Origin of the sequence: Bacillus gaemokensis (assembly GCF_001590835.1) — a bacterium.
Lineage (GTDB): Bacteria > Bacillota > Bacilli > Bacillales > Bacillaceae_G > Bacillus_A > Bacillus_A gaemokensis.
The window spans coordinates 269,826-287,694 of sequence record NZ_LTAQ01000023.1; the positions used below are offsets into that span (position 1 = coordinate 269,826).

Below are 17,869 nucleotides of genomic sequence, written 5' to 3' on the forward strand. Positions count from 1 at the left end.
GTCTTTTTTATATTTAGGCTCTGTTAAAGAATTATATTGATAATAATAAAAATAAAAGAACCAAGATTGGGTCCTTTTATTTTTATTATTGTTAACCGATTACTCCTTTCACTAACGAAATATCAGTATTAAAAAATTCCGAGTAGTCCTGTAAATGATAATCAGCTAAATCACTTTGACTTTGAAAAATGCACGTTGAAATTCCTAATTCTTTTGCGGGTAATAAATCTAATTCTCTGTCCCCAATAACTAAATCGATTCTGTGTTTTGTGTGCAAATGAATATATGCTAATGGATTGGGTTTACGAGGAAAACCGTCGTCAATCGTTACCATGTCAACAAAGTATTTATCCCATCCGTAGTATTTTAAGATAGCTAAAACTCCGTCCCTATGTTTATGGGTCATAATTACATTTTTATTTGCAAATTTTAAGATTTCTTCTACATTATCAAATGGTTTAATTTCTTTTGGAGATAATTTCTTCTGTAAATTTTTTATTTCTACTTCTTTATTGCTGGAAATGTTATAGTAATCAATTACGTGGGAATACGAAATTTTCAACTTTTCATAGATTTCCTGTTTATCCACCGGATCTCCTAAAACCTGAGAGAGTATTTTTGTATACGCAGGATAAGTATCAAGTAATGTTCCATCAAAATCCCATAAAATATTTAATTAAACCACCCTTTTTATAATTATATCAGTATAAATTCGTCAAGCTAACGTAAACTCCTTCTTTTATAAACCTACCCGAATGGAGGATTGTGGAATAAGCATAGGGAATTTTCACTAAGTAATAACCGAATTTAGAAGACGGACTAACTATTAAATGGGGAATGGGGATTATCATCCATTTAATTTGATCATGAGTAATGATAACGTGAAAATTATTGATTGGGTTGATTCTAGCTCGGGAGATATTCGTGCAGATGTATATCGAACATATTTATTATATGCACAGTCTTCAGTAGAATTAGCTGAAATGTATTTACGTATATATTGCAAAAATTTTGGTTTATCAAAAGAAGAAGTTTTGGAGTGGGCTCCTATTATTGCTGGGGCCAGGTTATCAGAAAATGTATCTTCAGAAAACGGAGAATATCTGATGAGATTAGTAGACCAGTATTGTAATGAAGGAAAACGATAGAAGCAGGATTGCTGTAGGGATCAAACTTTTTTCAAGACTTATAGAAAATATAAGGCAGTAAAACCGTTCAAAATTTTTGAACGGTTTTTTGTTGTTGTTTTTTCTATATAGTTATTTCGATATGATTCCCTTCTGGATCACTTATTACGCTCTCGTAATAGCCATCTCCAGTGAAACGTGGTCCATTTAATACAGGATATCCTGCTTCTTTTAATGTTTTTGTTAGTTGATTTACATTTTCTTCACTACCAACAGAAAAAGCCAAATGAGCATAACCAGTAATATTAGGATTGGGTTTGTTTTCTATTCCTTTTTGACACATAATTTCTAGGCGTGCCCCAGATTCAAACGTAATAAAATAAGATTCGAAGTGTTTGGTTTGATTATGATATAAAGAATTTGCGACTCCATTAAAGTACTGTGTATAGAAATTGCGCATTGCCTCTAAATCATTTACCCAAATAGCGATATGTTCGATTTTCATTTATTTCACCAGTCCTCTTCTTATGTTGATTTATGTAGATTTAACCAGATATGTATGGCTAATAATCAGTGGAGATGAACCACTCTAATTAGAGTTTTACTTTATTAAATTTGAAATGATATTGCAAGAAATAAGAATGAAACGATTTTAGATAAAGGAATGAAAAATTTATTTAGCAAAGATATGTGCTAATTTTCTGATGCGGGAACACATAGAATTTGTAATGAAATGATTCGCTTACATAGTAATGAGATGCTGGTAATTACAAGTAAGGAGGGGAATGGTTATGAGTCCGTATGAACAAATGTTGCTCGTTGGAATCATCATGTCTTGTGTACTCTCAATTATGATTTTAGGGTCATTGTATTATAATCCTCGTTTATGGCTACACGCTTATCCTAAAGATATTCAAAAAGTTGTTCTGCCAAAAACACTCTCTGAAAAAAGAAAAATTTTATATTTTGGAATTGTATATAATGTAATTCTTTTCGGAACCCCGTTTATTTCAATTTTTTTACTAAATCAACATGAGAAATTATTGTTTATCGATGCTTTTTTTCATTCTTTTGGAATTTTGATGATTTTTAATTTGGTTGATTTATTTATTATTGATTGGCTTATATTTTGCTGGATTACGCCAAGATTTGTTGTTATTCCTAGTACAGAAGGAATGGATGGCTATAAAAATTATATGATGCATGTAAAGGGGGCAATAATTGGTACGCCTTTTCTAATAATAGCTAGTTTATTCATTGCAGCAATTGCTATAAATATCTAATATGAGGAAGAAGGGTATTAACTGTAAATATACTACATTTTACTTAGAGGAGATAAAGATGGATATTCTTATCAGAAAAATGGAAGTAGCAGATTTGAATAAGTTGCCTGAAGTTGATGATAGTTTTAGCATTGACTCTATGTTAGTTCTTTCATTAGCAAAGGCGGATAAACGAATAGAATACACAGTGAAAGAAATACCAAGCTATGAAAAAAGTTATTCAGAAGATATATATAATGAGGATCAAGAGGAGGATCTAGATTATAGTCGATATATTGATAATCCAAATCAAATAATTTTTTTAGCATTTGTAAATGACCGGATGGTTGGACAAATTATATTAAAAAGGAACTGGAACAGCTACGCCTATGTGGAAGATATAAAAGTAGATAAGCAGTTTAGGCAGCTTGGGGTCGGGAGAAAATTAATTGAGCGGGCAAAGAATTGGGCGCAAGCTGGTGAAATGCCAGGAATTATGCTTGAGACACAGAACAATAACGTTAGTGCATGCAGGTTTTACGAAAGTTGTGGATTTATTATAGGGGGCTTTGATTTTCTTGTATATAAAGGTATAAATGAGCAAAGTGATGAAGTTGCGATATATTGGTATTTAAGATTTGAACGTCGGTAATTGTAAGAAGATAGAGTTGTTCTTTTTGCTAGTTTGAAATAAAGTTGAATTGTTTATAAAAAAGTGGCACCGTCCATTTATAAATAATATATCGAGATGTTTTTTTGAGAATCCATTTTGATCAATCTTTTTTCAAAATGGATTCTTTTTACTTGTCGCAAAATACATGTTCAAATGCTATTTTGATTAAACTTTATCTCAAAGTAACATCAGTCATATATATTTTTTGACCAACTTTTTTTCAGTGTGAGGTTGAAGTTATATTTGTACTAAAATACAAATGATTTAGTTTGTGTATACTAGATGCTGTTTTCAAAGTTAAGAATGATTATTTAGTATCTTATAATTTTTGTGGTTAACTACAGTTCTATCAAATTCAAATTTTCCACCATCAGCATCTGTAATTTCTACTAACACAGATTCACTATATAGTTTAATGACTAAACCTGTGATTTTCAAATTTCCACGTTTAAATAGTACAGTATCTCCTATATTCGCTATCATAGTGGGATCCCCCTCAAAAAAAGATTTTTTTTAATAGTAAATATATTAAAACATGTATCTCCCGATTAATGAATATGAAATTTTATTTATCAAATTGTTATGGTGTAGAAAAAAGATGAACAAGGTGGTTAAAATTGTTTGAACTACTCATCAAATTTCAATACTCATAAGTAATTTACAAATAAAATTACTTATCGCTCGTGTAAACAATGTTAGGAATAGTTATCATGCTAAATTGAAATTTTTTTAAAAGTACAAGGAATATGTCAACTCATCATATGTGAAAATTTCATCATCAGTAAACCCAAGACCTGTGTAGAATTTTTTACCTGAATCATTTTCGGGATGTACAGTTAAGCGAATACGGTGGCAAGAAGGGTGAACATCTTTGATATGCTTAAGTAACACTTGTAACGCAGCGGCCCCAAATCCTTTTCTTTGAACCCCTTTATCAATGAAAAAATGAAAAATCCAAAAGTCATCTTTGCTATCGAGTGTATAGTGTAGGTTAAAGAAACCAACCATTCTTTGCTCATTGTATATACCATAAGGTTCGATAATTCTATCGTCTGGTCTGATGTATGCCTTGGCAAGAGCAATAGCAACAGGAGGTGTAACTGCAGAGACAAACCTTTGTTGCTCAATGTTTACCGAAAGTCCAAGAGCCTCTCGCCAGTTTTCAGCAGTTATTTTTTTTAGACTTACTTGAGACATGAGTGATAACCTCCATTTTTGAGAGTGTTTTTTTGATCCGGTATCATTTAAATCTCATGAGGATAATGTGAGTGTACATAAAGTACCAGTAGAAAAGACAATTTGCTAGCTTTTTAATAATTACGCTTTATTATTTACTTTGATTTTACATATAAATAAAAACCATAATCTGTCATAACAGAGGTGTGTCCCATTTGTCTTAACATAGCTGTAATGTTTCCACGGTGATATGTTCCATGATTACTAATGTGCAGTAGAATTTCGGATATACTCATTTTCATCTGGTCACCGGAGGGATTTTTAATTAATATATCTTTCTCTAAATTTTCTTGTTGTTTAATAAATATCTGTAATTTATCAGATAGTTCTTTAAACTTTATCTCCATTTCCTTAATTCCATTAGCCTCTGTTTTTTCTTTTAGTTCTTTAGCCAAAGATAATGCATAATTCATACTTTTTCCAGAAAGAATTTCTAGCCAACCAAGATCAGAAAGATAAACATGAGCTAATACCTTAGATATAGAGGAGAAAACACTTTGTATTTCTTGGTGGTAGGTTTCTCTTGGAAGTGTATGTAAGTGTTTAAAAATTTGTTCATTTCCCCATACGTTATAGTGATACATTTGTGTTGCCATGTTGTCCATTGTAAATAATCCCCTTTATGTTTGATTGATACTTTCTATATCTAAGAATCACAGTTCTTAAAACACGAATAGAATGTACGTTCTTATTTTAAAGTGAATATTTTTTTATGTAAATTCTTATGTATAGACAATAGGTAAATTAAAATATATGTATACATATGTACATGCTTTTGGAGAAAAATGGGCGAAAGTCTCACAAGTACGAGAAAAACAGTTTTTGACATGCTGGGAGAGTTTTGTGTCTTTGTTTTATTTGATGGAATATCGCGAAAGAGTAACGAGCACCATTCTTATTGATGGAGGCCATCAATAAGAAAAGACTTACGGTACAAACTATGGAAGAAGGAGTGGCTTACTATGAAAAGACTTTGAAGTATATGTGTTTGAGGATTGGGAAGGCCCAGTGGCTGAAATTATTCGTAAGACAACAAACATTAATGCAAGAAGCTTGTTTAAATTTGATTCGTTGCCTACTTGGTCAAAGGGAAGAGTGGCGTTGATTGGTGATGCTGCCCACGGAACCAGTCCATGGACTGGTCAAGGAACCTCCATAGCGCTCGAAGATGCAATGTATTTAGCAAAAATGTTAAAAGAGCATGATTTTAGTGATGCCTATTATTATTTTGAGGATGACCGAAAACAAAGGATAGATAGTATCTTTAAAAAGTTTGAGAACCCAGATCAATTTTTTATGGAGATGGGTAACGAATTATCCTCTTATAAAATTCAGTGGAATGATGAAGAAGTATATAGTTTGAAATAAGAACATATGATATACTTTTTCGAACACTTTGATTAGGCATTTGTATGAATTATTTAAGGGTGTAACACACTTGTACCAGAACCAATAATCGTATAAATGTACTCTCTTAAGATAGATAAGTAATGTTTATGAACACATAAAAAAGGAAGAGAATTTTTATAATTCTCTTCCTTTTTATTTACTTCACATATACATAGGCTTCATTCGCTTTTACATAGTATGTTTTTGTAGTAGAACCAAATATATAGTGAATATCAATGAAAATGCAAATTTGCATAAAAAATAAAGTTGACTATCTCACATTACTGTAACTATAATAGTTACATCGATACTGTTAATTAATAGATCTGAGCGTATTAATGTGGTATGAACAAATAATATAAAATGAATAGGAGTTGAAAATATAGGGTTTATGTATCTAAGAAGCTAGTTCAAAAAAGTAATTAGAGAATATAAAAAACTTATTATTATTATATTCTGATAGAAAATATTAAAAAAATATTAGAGGTGTACATTTTGAAAATTTTTAAAGGAATTCTGATAACTTCAATTGCGCTTACAACATTTACTGGTGTAGGCAATATGTTTTCTAGTGGAGGCTCCAGTGTTGCCTATGCTGCTAGTTACGATTATTCAAATAAACAAATAAAAGCTGATGGAAATAGACAAGCTGTTAAACAATTAATTGTAAAATTTAAAAATGAAGCAAATCTGCCATCTAAGGATGGTATTGAGAAAGTCATAAAAGAAGAAAAGTATAATGTCGAATTAACAGAAATTTTTGCTGAATATCCAAATATAACCTTAAATCGACTCTTTAGATCTTTAAATCCCACAGAAATTAAAAATCTAGGTGAAGAAATACAAGAATCAGATCATATTTCTTCTAATTTGCTAAACTATTATATTGTAGAAGCTCCTGTTGATGTTGATATACAAACATTACTTGTGAAATTTGAGAAATCTTCCCTTGTTGAGACTGCATATCTACAAGAAAAACAAGCACCACCAGAAGTGCAGTTACCAGCCTTATCTGTTAATCCATATGATGAACCTAGACTTGCAAGACAAGGGTATCTTGAAGCAGCACCATTAGGGATTAATGCTCCCTATGCTTGGAGTATTAAAGGTGGGGATGGAAAAGGGACAACTTTTGTAGATATGGAGTATGGGTGGTTATTAAATCATGAAGATTTAGTGAATCAAAATATTGAACTTATATCTGGACAAAATAAGAGCGAACATCATGATCATGGTACCTCTGTCCTAGGGATTGTTTCTGCAGAAGATAATAACAAAGGAGGTATTGGGATCGCTCCTAAAGCAAAGGTAAAGGTTGTATCTCAAATTAGAGACAATGGTAGTTACAATACAGCCGATGCTATTTTAAGTGCGGTTCATAATTTACAAGCGGGCGATATATTATTATTAGAAGCGCAAGCAACTTATGATGGATATGGAGACAAATATCTACCTGTAGAAGTAAAACCAGACATTTTTGATGCTATTCGCATGGGAGTAAATAAAGGAATCATTATTATTGAAGCCGGTGCAAATGGAGGAAATGACTTGGATCAATTTAAAGATCGTAACGGTAAACAAGTTTTGAATCGTAATAGTCCCGACTTTAAAGATTCAGGCGCTATTATAGTTGGTGCAGCTTCTGCGAGAGTTCCTCATAAGCGTTCATACTTTTCTAACTATGGTAGTAGAGTTGATGTATATGGATGGGGAAATGCTGTTGATACAACAGATGCTAAACCAAATCAATACATGACAAATCTTTATACATCTAGCTTTGGTGGAACATCTGGCGCGTCACCTATTATTGCTGGCGCTGCGGCATCAATTCAAGGGATTGCAAAAGCGAACTTAGGGAAAACATATACACCAAGTCAGCTAAGAAGTATTTTAAGTAATCCTGGTACAGGAACAAAGTCTAACGATCCAATATCTGATAAAATTGGTGTTTTACCTGATTTAAAAGCTATTTTATCTAATCTTGGATTTTCTCCAAACTTAAGTAATAATTCATCTATTATATTTCCAGAAGAGCAAGGAATGAATAGAGAAAATGAAGAATCTACTATAGTATTCCCAGAAGAGAATTCAAACAATAAGGAAAAAGGAGATTCGACCTTCGTATTTCCAGAATAATAGTAAAAATATCTTTTAATATTTAGAAAGTAATTTTATAGAACTAGTTTTGTATGGATTCAGGCAGGCTCTTATGTAAGATAACATAAGAGCCTGTTTTCATGTGCCACCTTTTTTTATGTACAATGAGAATAAGAGATGATATAGACAGGGAGAGAAAACCCATGTCCACTAGATTAGTAAATTTACGCATTGATTTTGCTTTTAAACAGTTATTTGGGACGAAAGGAAAGGAGGGAATTATAAAATCTTTTTATTGTTGAAGGATTCTTAGAAAAAAGTTATCCCATGAATCCAGTAATTACAGCCAAAGAACCGCTTCTGTATCTATTCAGAAGCGGTTTTTTGGTTTGGTTGCCAAAATCCTTTCATATAATTAGATAACTATGGAGTATGAAGGTGCCAAGAAAAAATAATCTGTGGGAAGTTTTTTTGTTCGTTGGTTATTATTATCAGCGAATGGAGACGAATATCTAATTTAAACGTTGGAGGACATTGATATGAACCAAGAGCCTGTTTTACATAAATTGTAATATAGAGTGTATCTTAAATTGATATTTCACCATAAAACCTTTTGTATTTAGTAACTATCAATTAAATATGTATAATTTCATAAATAAATCTACTTAATATAAGTTATTATTAAGTTACTCTTCAATATAGAAGAATATCTTAGTAAAACTCTAATAGTTTTTTATGCTCTGTTAAATATTACTGTTGATTTCTGATGAATGATTTTGAAAAGGGATTGATGTTATAAAGTTATAATAAAGTAATTTTTATAAGGATCAAATGAAGACAATATGAAATTTTAGAACCGACATGAAGTGGAGAGAATAATTATATGTATCCTAAGTTTTTTAACAAAATGGCTTTTTCAAGAGAACATAAAGATTTGTTAATTCAATTGTATAATAAAGAAATTACGAGAAGTGAATATAATCGTTTATTAAACACTTTATATGAGCCAAAACCCCAAAAAAACTGACCCATATCCATCAAATTAACATTTTGAAGTACTCCCCAAAACGATAATTTTCTCTCTCTGCAGTTAATTATGAGAATTGAGCTCGTTTTTTTATTTTAGTGTGTTTTTATTAATTACTAAAGTAATCTTTGGTGTACTATGAGTTTAAAAATCTTATAACATCGCAATAGTCATATAAAGGTAGTGAAAAACATAAAATCAGACGATTGTTGAGAATGTTTTATTATATTCCACTATTTTTTCTTTTCTTATCCTCGTATCTAGAATTAATACATCGGAATTATTATCGAGAAATAATATTTAATATTCATGAAATATATAATGTTTTCCTGAGAGACAAACATATGTAACTAAAAAAATGCCAGATTAATATTCATTCAGATTGAATATTAATCTGGCATTCTTAATGAGTAACAGTTGCAATTCTATTGAAAATATTCTTTTATCTCTCCCAATCATTCGTATTATACGATTTGCTTGTATTTTTAAACCCTATCATTACCAAAAAACTTCAGATATGTCTTTTTTTCGTTTTATAACTTTTGTAATTTTAGATATCCTTGAAGGTTCTTGATATTTATATGTTACCTAAAGTTATAATAATATGAAAATATATAAGGTCAGACAAATTTTGAAAAATATTTAATTTTATTCCAAAAACTTCAAAATAGGTATACTCTTGTTATGCAAATACATTTTAAGAAGTTGATACATCTCTGTTTTTATTCATTCACATAATGAAATAGAAAGGGGAAGTTAAAATGATAAATGTAGAGCAAAAAATTCCAGAACCAATTCGAGGGGATAAAGGGGCTACTGTTAAAATACCACGTAACATTGAACTGGATCGCCAGAACCCTGATATGCTAGTGTCTCCTGAAACAGATAGTGGTACAGTTGATAATATGAAGTTTTCATTTTCTGATACACATAACCGATTAGAACAGGGTGGTTATGCACGTGAGGTAACTGTTCGTGAACTTCCCATTTCACACTCAATTGCTGCTGTTAACATGCGTTTAAAACCTGGAGCAATTAGGGAGTTACATTGGCATAAAGAAGCAGAGTGGGCATACATGATGTATGGTGAGGCACGCATCACTTCTATTGATGCTGACGGTCGCAACTTTATCGCTGATGTAAAGGAAGGTGACTTATGGTACTTTCCATCTGGCCTCCCTCATTCTATTCAAGGTTTAAAAGATGGTGCTGAATTTTTGTTAGTATTTGATGATGGTAAGTTTTCTGAAAATAGCACATTTCAAGTTACAGATTGGTTAGCACATACTCCTATAGACGTAATTGCGAAGAACTTTGGAGTTTCTAAAGAACTTCTTAAAGGATTGCCTAAAGAAGAGAAGTACATGTTTCAAGAAGAAGTTCCAGGCTCTATTGATAATGATCGAGTAGAAAGTCCAAATGGTACTGTTCCTAACCCTTTTAAATATGAATTATTAAAGCAAAAACCAATTAAATCAAGTGGTGGTAGAGTATGGATTGCTGATTCTTCTAATTTCAAGGCATCCAAAACTATTGCATCTGCTCTGGTTGAAGTATTACCTGGTGCAATGAGAGAACTCCATTGGCACCCAAATACGGATGAATGGCAATATTATATCTCAGGTAAAGCAAAAATGACGGTATTCGCTGCTGACGGTCATGCCCGTACATTTAATTTTCAAGCTGGAGATGTTGGCTATGTTCCATTTGCAATGGGACATTATGTAGAAAATATCGGTGATGAACCATTATACTTTTTGGAAATATTTAAAAGTGATCATTACGCTGATATTTCATTAAACCAGTGGCTAGCACTTACACCTCAACAGCTAGTTCTTGAAACTCTTGATGTGAACAAAAAATTCCTTACATCACTCCATAACGAGAAGCATCCAGTTGTGAAATTTGAAAATAAAAACAAATAACATATTTCTCATAGAGTGACTTGTACTAAGTTCTCAGTAGTTTGATAATTTTAATGAGATTTCCATCCAAATCTCTTATATAAATCGACAAGATGGTTCTGGTGCGAATATATAACGACTAACATATAAAGAAAAAATGAAGAAACATATTGAAAATATATATAATTTATAAAAAGCATCCATTAAGGGTGCTTTTCTTTGTTATGAAATAATTACACAATAGTGTACAATAAAGCGAAAAGCCTACCTGCGAAATAGGTGGGCTTTTTCAAAAAGAACAGACACCCTAACGAGTGCCTTCCTCCGACTTGAACCACGTTACTTTTAATGGGGGAGCACCCCACATCCATCAAGCTAAAATATTTAACTATCCCAAAATAAAAAGTCTACACAGTTTCGGTTACGTATTCGTCCCTGAGGAAAAATGATCGATTATTTGGGACTTAAATAATTTTGCCGGAAAGCTTAACTCCCTATCTTTATGAACAATAAGCCCGTGTGTCGAGAAAATTGGCGGACACAATGGCAACGTTTTGAATTGTTCTTTTTCAAGTTCTTTTTTTACAGCTATTTCCGGAATTAATGCAAAACCAATTCCACATTTCACAGCTTGTTTGATCATTTCAATACTTTGAAACTCTAATGCACTGTTTCCCTCAATTCCAGCTTCCTGCAAAGTCTTGTTAGCCTGAGTATGGTATAAACAGCTTGTTCCGAAACTTATTGCTATTTCATCATTTAGTGCGTTTAACCCTTTAGATTCAACTTTTTGTGCCAATGTTTCAGAGGCAATAAAAACTAACTTTTCCTCTATTAAAGGATAGAAAATAACATCATTACGATGCACATTTCGAGCAACAATACCAAAATCTATAGCATGTTCTAAGACTTGGTTGAGAATATCTGGCTGAAATCCTGTTTCCAGTCTTAATTTTATCTTTGGATATTGACCTATAAATTCTTGAATAAGCGAAGACATACGCGTTAAGAAAAAAGATTCTTGCATACGAATATGTACAGTTCCTTTTGGTTGATCTAATTCATTCATTGCATCCTCTAAAGACATGCCTAAATGAATAAATTGATACGCGAATTTAGCGAGCTTCAAACCAGCTTCTGTAGGTTTTACCCCCCTGGATAATCGATGAAATAATTTTTGCTTACAAGCTTGTTCCAATAGCTGAATATGAGTGGTTACAGTAGATTGGACATAACCTAATTTATCCGCAGCTCGACTAAAGCTTTTTTCTTCAATTACTGCAATAAATGTTTTAAAAAACTTTCCTTCCAATAACTCAATCATAGTATAAACAACCTCCTTGGTATCGAGAAATGAAATGGCTCGTATCGCATATATTCATAAGTAAAATCGTTAATTCAATGTTATATTAATTCTCGTAAAGATGAAAGAAGTACTCCACAAAATATGATAATGCAAAAGGGGGAACAAACAATGAGTAAAAAACAAGGTTTTAGATTAGGGGTGTACGTTTTCAAAGACGCAGAGATTATTGATTACGCAGCTCCCTATGGCGTATTTTCAGTGGCAAGAAGATTTGATCCAGAATTGGATGTTTTTCTCATAGGAGATGCTATGAAAACAATTCAGACACAAGCAGGTCTTATTGTACATCCTAATTATAGCTTCAATGATTTGCCTGATTTGGATGCATTTTTGATTCCTGGTGGCTTTGGTACACGTCAAGAAACAAATAATAAACGACTACATCAATACATCCAATCTCTTCCTGAAACAACTCTACTTACAAGTGTATGTACAGGTTCATGGATTTACGGTAGAATGGGGCTCTTGGACGGTATTCCTGCAACAAACCGTAAAGAACCAGATCATTTGGAAGCTACGAACATGGGCAAGGTGCCAATTGATCGATTAGCGGAAATCGCACCAGCTTGCAAAATCAGTCGTGCTCGCATAGTTGATACTGGCAGAATCGTAACTGCAGGTGGTATCGCTTCTGGTATGGAAATGGGTTTTCACTTGTTGAGAAGAGCAGGTTATGATGAAACTTTTATTTCTGAAGTGGCTCGCGTTATGGAGTATAAAGGGGCATACGACAATTACAAAAATGACATTGAATATTTTAAAGCCTAATCTATTGGATGGATGTGTGTTCTATCCTCATATCTATCAAGCTAAGGTAACATCATGTCTCAAGAAAAAAAGCGCGATATTTTAGTATATTAGCTTATATTCAAATTATTGATCTTATTGGATTTAGTCTAATTCATATATTTTCTACAAAAATATACATTCAAAACATGATAAATAAAGAGATTAGAACACCCATAATTAAGAAGGACATTTCTTCGATTTGAAGATGTCTGTTTCAGTAGTACCTGTATTTAAATTTTATATACAGAATGTATTCTAATAATATATAATCTAAAATATGTAATATTAGAATTATCGGAATTAAAAAGAAATGGATGTCGCTTTTATACTATAACCAGACATGAAAGTTAGAGCTGTTAATCTTATTGATTCTGAATAAACAAACATAGCTAGAGTTTTGGTAGAAAAATGTAACTTCTAAAATCTAAAAATAAGTCCAAAGTACTCTATATTTCTTTGGACTTATTTTTTATTTTCATGCCTCTAAAAACACAAGAAGTCTTTAATACGTCTCAAAAGGTACAGCTTTTGAGACGGTATAAACTAAGATTAAAAGTGTGTTGTTTGACTAGCCAACTGGGCATCCAAATGTCCCACTCACCATATTAAGAAGGCAACTAAGGTGGCTTCTTGATGGATTTGCTTTTCATCAAAAACAAGGGCATCAAGCCGTATATGCGAGAACAATCCTATGGAAAATTCGTATGTTTAGAAGGGATTTGATTCATTTTGTCGAATGGATTCATCTAAATGCAGAGTACCAATAAAAAATGAAACAAACAAAAAGTAGGCCCGAAATATACCACTCATGTATTATATTTTAGGGCTACTTGACGTTTACTTATAATTGGATATATGGAAACTGGTAAGTATATAAATAGGATTCCTTCGCTAACTATTAACTCATGAGTTAGTAAAACCCTTTTATATGTACTATAAGGTAATACAGTAAGAAATACATATCAATTTGCTTAGTGATGATGAATAAGGTGTAAATTTGAGATATATAGATGAACAATATATAAAGGAGCTCAATTCTCAATGGCAAGAAAATTATTAACACAAAGGTTTCCTCTTTTAATTCCTATTAGAATCAGACAACGTAGGCTGTTTAAAAAAATAAGTGACCGTCTTGAAGGTCATAAATTTTCAAAAACATTTGAACAAAATCCATTACCTTACAGGATTTATAAACATAAATCTTTGCTTATTAGAAAGTTAGGTGATACGGATATACAGCTGCAATATAACAAAATCACCAATCTAAAGCTAGCCATCTGCAAAATAAACCAGGTTGTAATTAAACCGGGAGAAACATTTTCATTTTGGCATCTTGTTGGTAATTCCAGTAAAAAGGCTGGATATAAAGAAGGAATTATTCTAATGAATGGCGAAGCGATAAAGGGAATAGGCGGTGGTCTCTGTCAGTTAGGGAATCTTCTCTACTGGATGTTTCTTCATTCAGAGTTGGAAACAGTGGAAAGATATCGTCATAGTTTCGATCCATTCCCTGACTATGGACGTGTGATTCCATTTGGAACAGGCGCCACTTTGATGAATGGTATTATTGATCTCAAATTAAGAAACAATTCAAATATTTCCTATCAAGTCAATCTACATCTTGACGAAGAATACATCTACGGAGAAATTAGGGCATCCCAGTATCCTCCATATAAGTATTCTATCGTTGAAGAAGATCATCGTTTTGTAAAAAAAGTAGATGGTCAAGTATACAGACAAAATAAAGTTTATAAAAAAATAGTTGATCGTGTCACAGGTAACTTAGTTGATAAAGAACTAGTCATGGAAAATGATTGTTTAGTAAAATATGAAGTAGATGATGAGAAAATTGTGGGTTTTTTATAGAAAAGGATTTTCACTCATCTAAAGATATTTGAAAAAACTGTGTAGATAATTTTAAAATAAAATCTTCCAAGGCAAAAAAATATGGTTGAAGTGGATTTTTTTTATAAAAATACTAAGTCGAATGTAAGCAGTAAGTAGTATTTCACACATCGCAATAGAAAGGGCCCTAGGATAGAATTGTGAAGTCAGCTATCCTAGGGCTTTGCTTATTGTGTTTTTGATTTTGGAACGAAACAAGTAGATGGTAAATCAGGAGCCCATGGAAGTAGTTTTGCTATTGTGCTTGGGTCATTTAGGTCACCATTCGGCATTTGTTCAAGCATGTACTTCAAGTATTCATATGGTATCAGCCCGTTTTCATTAAAAGAAAAAGAGGATGACCTGGGATATGTACCAATTAAAATATAGACGCTCAGTTATCAACAAAGAAGAAAAAAGATTGTATATTGGTGTAATTGTAAAGCTGGATTATTCAGATTTGTAAGCTTCTACTTTCTTAATCATCTAGAGGTATACCCATTTTGACTCCAAATTCCCCGAGAGTTCGTTTTTTGCCAGTGTAGGTATACCCCACTTTTTCTAGCAAAATATGAGATAGAGAGAAAAATTATGAACCTCGATTCCAAAGGGAGTCGAGGTTTTTTATGACAATGTTTAAAATACAACGGAACAGTCCTCACTTTAATTTTTTAAAAAAAACGAATAGAAAGAAAAATGTGATATATTCATAATATCCAATCATTTTTAAGGGAGATGGGGAAAAGAACAATGGAAAATCAAACAGTTGAAAATAAGGAACTAACGATTTTTAACCACATTGGAAACACAATTGTAACAGAAGATAGAGAAATTCAAATTATTTCAAGATTAGAAGAGCCTCTTATTGTCGTGTTAGCAAATGTATTAAGTGATGAAGAGTGTGAAACGTTAATTGAAATGTCTAAAAATAAAATGAAACGTTCTAAAATTGGTGCTTCGCGCAAAATAAATAATATTCGAACGAGTAGTGGTACGTTTTTAGAAGAAAGTGAGGCCGTTACTAGAATCGAAAGACGAATCGCTTCAATCATGAATGTTCCTGCCTCACATGGAGAAGGGTTACATATTTTAAAGTATACAGTTGGCCAAGAATATAAAGCGCATTATGATTTTTTTGCAGAAAACAGTGCGGCAGCAAATAACAATCGTATTAGTACCCTTGTCATGTACCTAAATCATGTAGAAGAAGGCGGAGAGACTTTCTTTCCAAAACTCAACCTTTCTGTATCTCCGAAAAAAGGAATGGCGGTATATTTCGAATATTTTTATCAGGATGCATCATTAAACAAGCTTACTTTACATGGCGGTGAACCTGTTATCAAAGGTGAAAAATGGGTTGCGACGCAATGGATAAGAAGAAGACCTTTGTATTAAGATAACACTCAATTACGAGTTTTTTATCGTTTTTCGACTTCTGGTTTATTTAAGAAAAGGGCGCAATTGTGGAGCCACACAGGTAGAGAATGATCAAACTTTTTTATAAAACTGAAACTTAAATCTGCTGGATAATAATCCATCTTGATTAATTTTTTTCAAAATGGATTATTTTTATTTGGCTCAAAATGCACATTCAATTGATATTTTTGATTAAACTTTTTTTCAAAACTATATGTGTTCCTAAAGGTCAAAATCTGAATTTTGGAACATTACTCCAAAAAATAGACACCTTTAGGCACACATTTGCTCGTTTCTAAAAAAATTTATAAAGGTAATTTGGATGAATTTATAGACGTTTATTTTTAATGAATCCTTTTATAAACAAATAAAATTGTTAATAAAGGACTGTAAATACTACACTTATAAGTTTTCGGTATATGAATTTACTTTCACCATAGATTAAATTAAACGTCAGTATGAGTGGGGGCTTGAATGAGGGTGTTCTGTCCTGCTGCGAGTTGCCACGTTTCTTTTTCTTTAACCATTACATAAATCGCCAGACTGCCTTGCCCATCTTTTATTATTTCTCCTTCAGAGGTTGTTGGGTATTGTCTAATATGTGCGATAGCTACATCTGAACGTACAAAGTTAATGCTTTCAACTTTATAACAAGCATATGAGTTACGAAGTGGACCTGTCAAAATAACTTTGTGCACTTCATTGATTTGCTTCCAACCTGATAGCCGTTCGCCGAGCACATTTACCCATGTGGCATTTAAAGTGAAGTGACGATCTAATTCATCTGCATCATGTGTATTAAATGCAGTTTCCATTTCGGTGATTGTTCGCTTAATTGCTTTCATTTCTTCTTGCTGATTTTCTTTTGAATCATAGCCTCTAGACATATTCATTCCTCCTCCTACGTTAGTTTGATATCTATAGTTTACTAAAGGGAAGTTGTCATAACATCCAACAATAGTAGTATTTTTTAAGAGAAAAATTGTACCAAGGTATGATGGAAAGTCAATTTTATATGCCTTTATTTATATTTTTCTCTAAAATGTATTCGTCGCTGTCTAATAAGAAGAGTTAACTTAATGAGTCTAGAATATTATAATATTATGAATAAGGAGGGGAAGTATGTTATTTCAACAGGGAAGGTTATCGATTAGATATGTAATAGAAGATGATGTGAACATCATATCAAAATGGTTAACAAATCCTGAAGTTTTACAGTATTACGAAGGCAGAGATAATCCACAATCTCCAGAGAAAGTGCGTACTCATTTTATTCATAATCCAAAGAGTGATGAAAAAAGGTGTCTAGTAGAATACGCTGGAGAATCAATTGGTTACATACAAATTTACCCTGTAGATTCAGAGTGGAAAAAGCTATACGGATACATGGGAAATCAAAATGTATGGGGGATGGATCAGTTTATTGGAGAACCAGTATATTGGAATGAAGGAATCGGCACAGAGCTTGTGAAAGGTACGATTACATATATTATGGATGAGTTAGGGGCAGAAGCAATTGCAATAGATCCAAGAATGAGTAATGAACGTGCGATTCGTTGTTATGAAAAGTGTGGATTTAAAAAAATGAAAAGATTAAAAAAGCATGAGCTACACGAAGGGAAATTAGAAGATTGTTGGATGATGGAGTATAGACGATAAAGGTACTTAGTGATTTTGCTTTGAATGAGTTCTATATTAC

General features: G+C 32.3%; 17 protein-coding genes and 2 pseudogenes. 11 read left to right on the forward strand and 8 right to left on the reverse strand.

The genetic code is table 11. From position 1 onward, the window contains the following. Positions 1–91 precede the first annotated feature (91 nt). Positions 92–670 carry an HAD hydrolase-like protein gene (locus AZF08_RS18265; protein ID WP_033676498.1) on the reverse strand — a complete coding sequence of 193 codons (579 nt, stop codon included), beginning with the start codon at positions 668–670 and terminating at the stop codon, positions 92–94. 166 nt (positions 671–836) lie between these two features. On the opposite strand from AZF08_RS18265, the pseudogene AZF08_RS18270 reads away from it, so the two are divergent. After that, positions 837–1,148: pseudogene (locus AZF08_RS18270) on the forward strand (phosphotransferase); the annotation flags it as partial. A gap of 103 nt (positions 1,149–1,251) precedes the next feature. Here AZF08_RS18270 and AZF08_RS18275 read toward each other — a convergent pair. After that, on the reverse strand, positions 1,252–1,632 hold the full coding sequence (locus AZF08_RS18275) for a VOC family protein (RefSeq protein WP_033676506.1): 381 nt from the start codon (positions 1,630–1,632) through the stop codon (positions 1,252–1,254). Between the two features lie 286 nt (positions 1,633–1,918). Between AZF08_RS18275 and AZF08_RS18280 the strand changes: the two genes are divergently transcribed. Together AZF08_RS18280 and AZF08_RS18285 are read left to right on the forward strand one after the other, a co-directional pair. Further along, complete coding sequence (locus AZF08_RS18280; RefSeq protein ID WP_033676508.1) at positions 1,919–2,410, forward strand: hypothetical protein; 492 nt, start codon at positions 1,919–1,921, stop codon at positions 2,408–2,410. Positions 2,411–2,468: 58 nt separating this feature from the next. Next, positions 2,469–3,041, forward strand: a complete 573-nt coding sequence (locus tag AZF08_RS18285; protein WP_033676511.1) for a GNAT family N-acetyltransferase — start codon at positions 2,469–2,471, stop codon at positions 3,039–3,041. A 318-nt stretch (positions 3,042–3,359) separates the two neighbouring features. On the opposite strand, the gene AZF08_RS18290 is transcribed toward AZF08_RS18285, so the two are convergent. The 3 genes from AZF08_RS18290 to AZF08_RS18300 form a co-directional block, all read right to left on the reverse strand. After that, positions 3,360–3,545, reverse strand: a complete 186-nt coding sequence (locus tag AZF08_RS18290) for a YkvS family protein (RefSeq protein ID WP_033676512.1) — start codon at positions 3,543–3,545, stop codon at positions 3,360–3,362. Between the two features lie 246 nt (positions 3,546–3,791). Next, positions 3,792–4,259, reverse strand: coding sequence for a GNAT family N-acetyltransferase (locus tag AZF08_RS18295; RefSeq protein ID WP_033676514.1), 468 nt, complete (start codon positions 4,257–4,259; stop codon positions 3,792–3,794). Positions 4,260–4,393: 134 nt separating this feature from the next. Next, on the reverse strand, positions 4,394–4,903 hold the full coding sequence (locus tag AZF08_RS18300) for a DinB family protein (RefSeq protein ID WP_033676515.1): 510 nt from the start codon (positions 4,901–4,903) through the stop codon (positions 4,394–4,396). A 403-nt stretch (positions 4,904–5,306) separates the two neighbouring features. Between AZF08_RS18300 and AZF08_RS18305 the strand changes: the two genes are divergently transcribed. The 4 genes and pseudogenes from AZF08_RS18305 to AZF08_RS18315 all read left to right on the forward strand — a co-directional run bounded on the left by AZF08_RS18305 (position 5,307) and on the right by AZF08_RS18315 (position 10,736). Further along, on the forward strand, positions 5,307–5,666 hold the full coding sequence (locus tag AZF08_RS18305) for an FAD-dependent oxidoreductase (protein WP_200875231.1): 360 nt from the start codon (positions 5,307–5,309) through the stop codon (positions 5,664–5,666). 516 nt (positions 5,667–6,182) lie between these two features. Then, complete coding sequence (locus AZF08_RS18310; protein ID WP_033676517.1) at positions 6,183–7,823, forward strand: S8 family peptidase; 1,641 nt, start codon at positions 6,183–6,185, stop codon at positions 7,821–7,823. 164 nt (positions 7,824–7,987) lie between these two features. Further along, positions 7,988–8,077 (forward strand): annotated as a pseudogene (locus tag AZF08_RS32215) (Rpn family recombination-promoting nuclease/putative transposase); the annotation flags it as partial. Positions 8,078–9,572: 1,495 nt separating this feature from the next. Continuing rightward, positions 9,573–10,736, forward strand: a complete 1,164-nt coding sequence (locus AZF08_RS18315; protein WP_033676518.1) for an oxalate decarboxylase family bicupin — start codon at positions 9,573–9,575, stop codon at positions 10,734–10,736. A 400-nt stretch (positions 10,737–11,136) separates the two neighbouring features. On the opposite strand, the gene AZF08_RS18320 is transcribed toward AZF08_RS18315, so the two are convergent. Continuing rightward, positions 11,137–12,039 carry a LysR family transcriptional regulator gene (locus tag AZF08_RS18320; protein ID WP_033676520.1) on the reverse strand — a complete coding sequence of 301 codons (903 nt, stop codon included), beginning with the start codon at positions 12,037–12,039 and terminating at the stop codon, positions 11,137–11,139. 150 nt (positions 12,040–12,189) lie between these two features. Between AZF08_RS18320 and AZF08_RS18325 the strand changes: the two genes are divergently transcribed. Together AZF08_RS18325 and AZF08_RS18330 are read left to right on the forward strand one after the other, a co-directional pair. Continuing rightward, on the forward strand, positions 12,190–12,849 hold the full coding sequence (locus AZF08_RS18325; RefSeq protein WP_033676522.1) for a DJ-1/PfpI family protein: 660 nt from the start codon (positions 12,190–12,192) through the stop codon (positions 12,847–12,849). A 1,062-nt stretch (positions 12,850–13,911) separates the two neighbouring features. Next, a complete protein-coding gene (locus tag AZF08_RS18330; RefSeq protein WP_033676524.1) occupies positions 13,912–14,736 on the forward strand; it encodes a VanW family protein in 825 nt (274 codons plus the stop codon). Between the two features lie 206 nt (positions 14,737–14,942). Here AZF08_RS18330 and AZF08_RS32220 read toward each other — a convergent pair whose 3' ends face one another. Then, the gene (locus AZF08_RS32220; RefSeq protein ID WP_153019553.1) at positions 14,943–15,152 is read right to left on the reverse strand and encodes a transposase domain-containing protein; all 210 of its coding nucleotides are present in this window, start codon (positions 15,150–15,152) and stop codon (positions 14,943–14,945) included. Positions 15,153–15,489: 337 nt separating this feature from the next. Between AZF08_RS32220 and AZF08_RS18335 the strand changes: the two genes are divergently transcribed. After that, on the forward strand, positions 15,490–16,149 hold the full coding sequence (locus AZF08_RS18335; protein WP_051725860.1) for a 2OG-Fe(II) oxygenase: 660 nt from the start codon (positions 15,490–15,492) through the stop codon (positions 16,147–16,149). A 467-nt stretch (positions 16,150–16,616) separates the two neighbouring features. Here the strand turns inward: AZF08_RS18335 and AZF08_RS18340 are convergent, their stop codons facing one another. Beyond that, positions 16,617–17,057, reverse strand: coding sequence for an SgcJ/EcaC family oxidoreductase (locus AZF08_RS18340; protein ID WP_033676529.1), 441 nt, complete (start codon positions 17,055–17,057; stop codon positions 16,617–16,619). 235 nt (positions 17,058–17,292) lie between these two features. Here AZF08_RS18340 and AZF08_RS18345 point away from each other — a divergent pair, with 235 nt between their 5' ends. Beyond that, positions 17,293–17,829 carry a GNAT family N-acetyltransferase gene (locus tag AZF08_RS18345; protein ID WP_033676532.1) on the forward strand — a complete coding sequence of 179 codons (537 nt, stop codon included), beginning with the start codon at positions 17,293–17,295 and terminating at the stop codon, positions 17,827–17,829. The last annotated feature ends 40 nt before the right edge of the window (positions 17,830–17,869 follow it).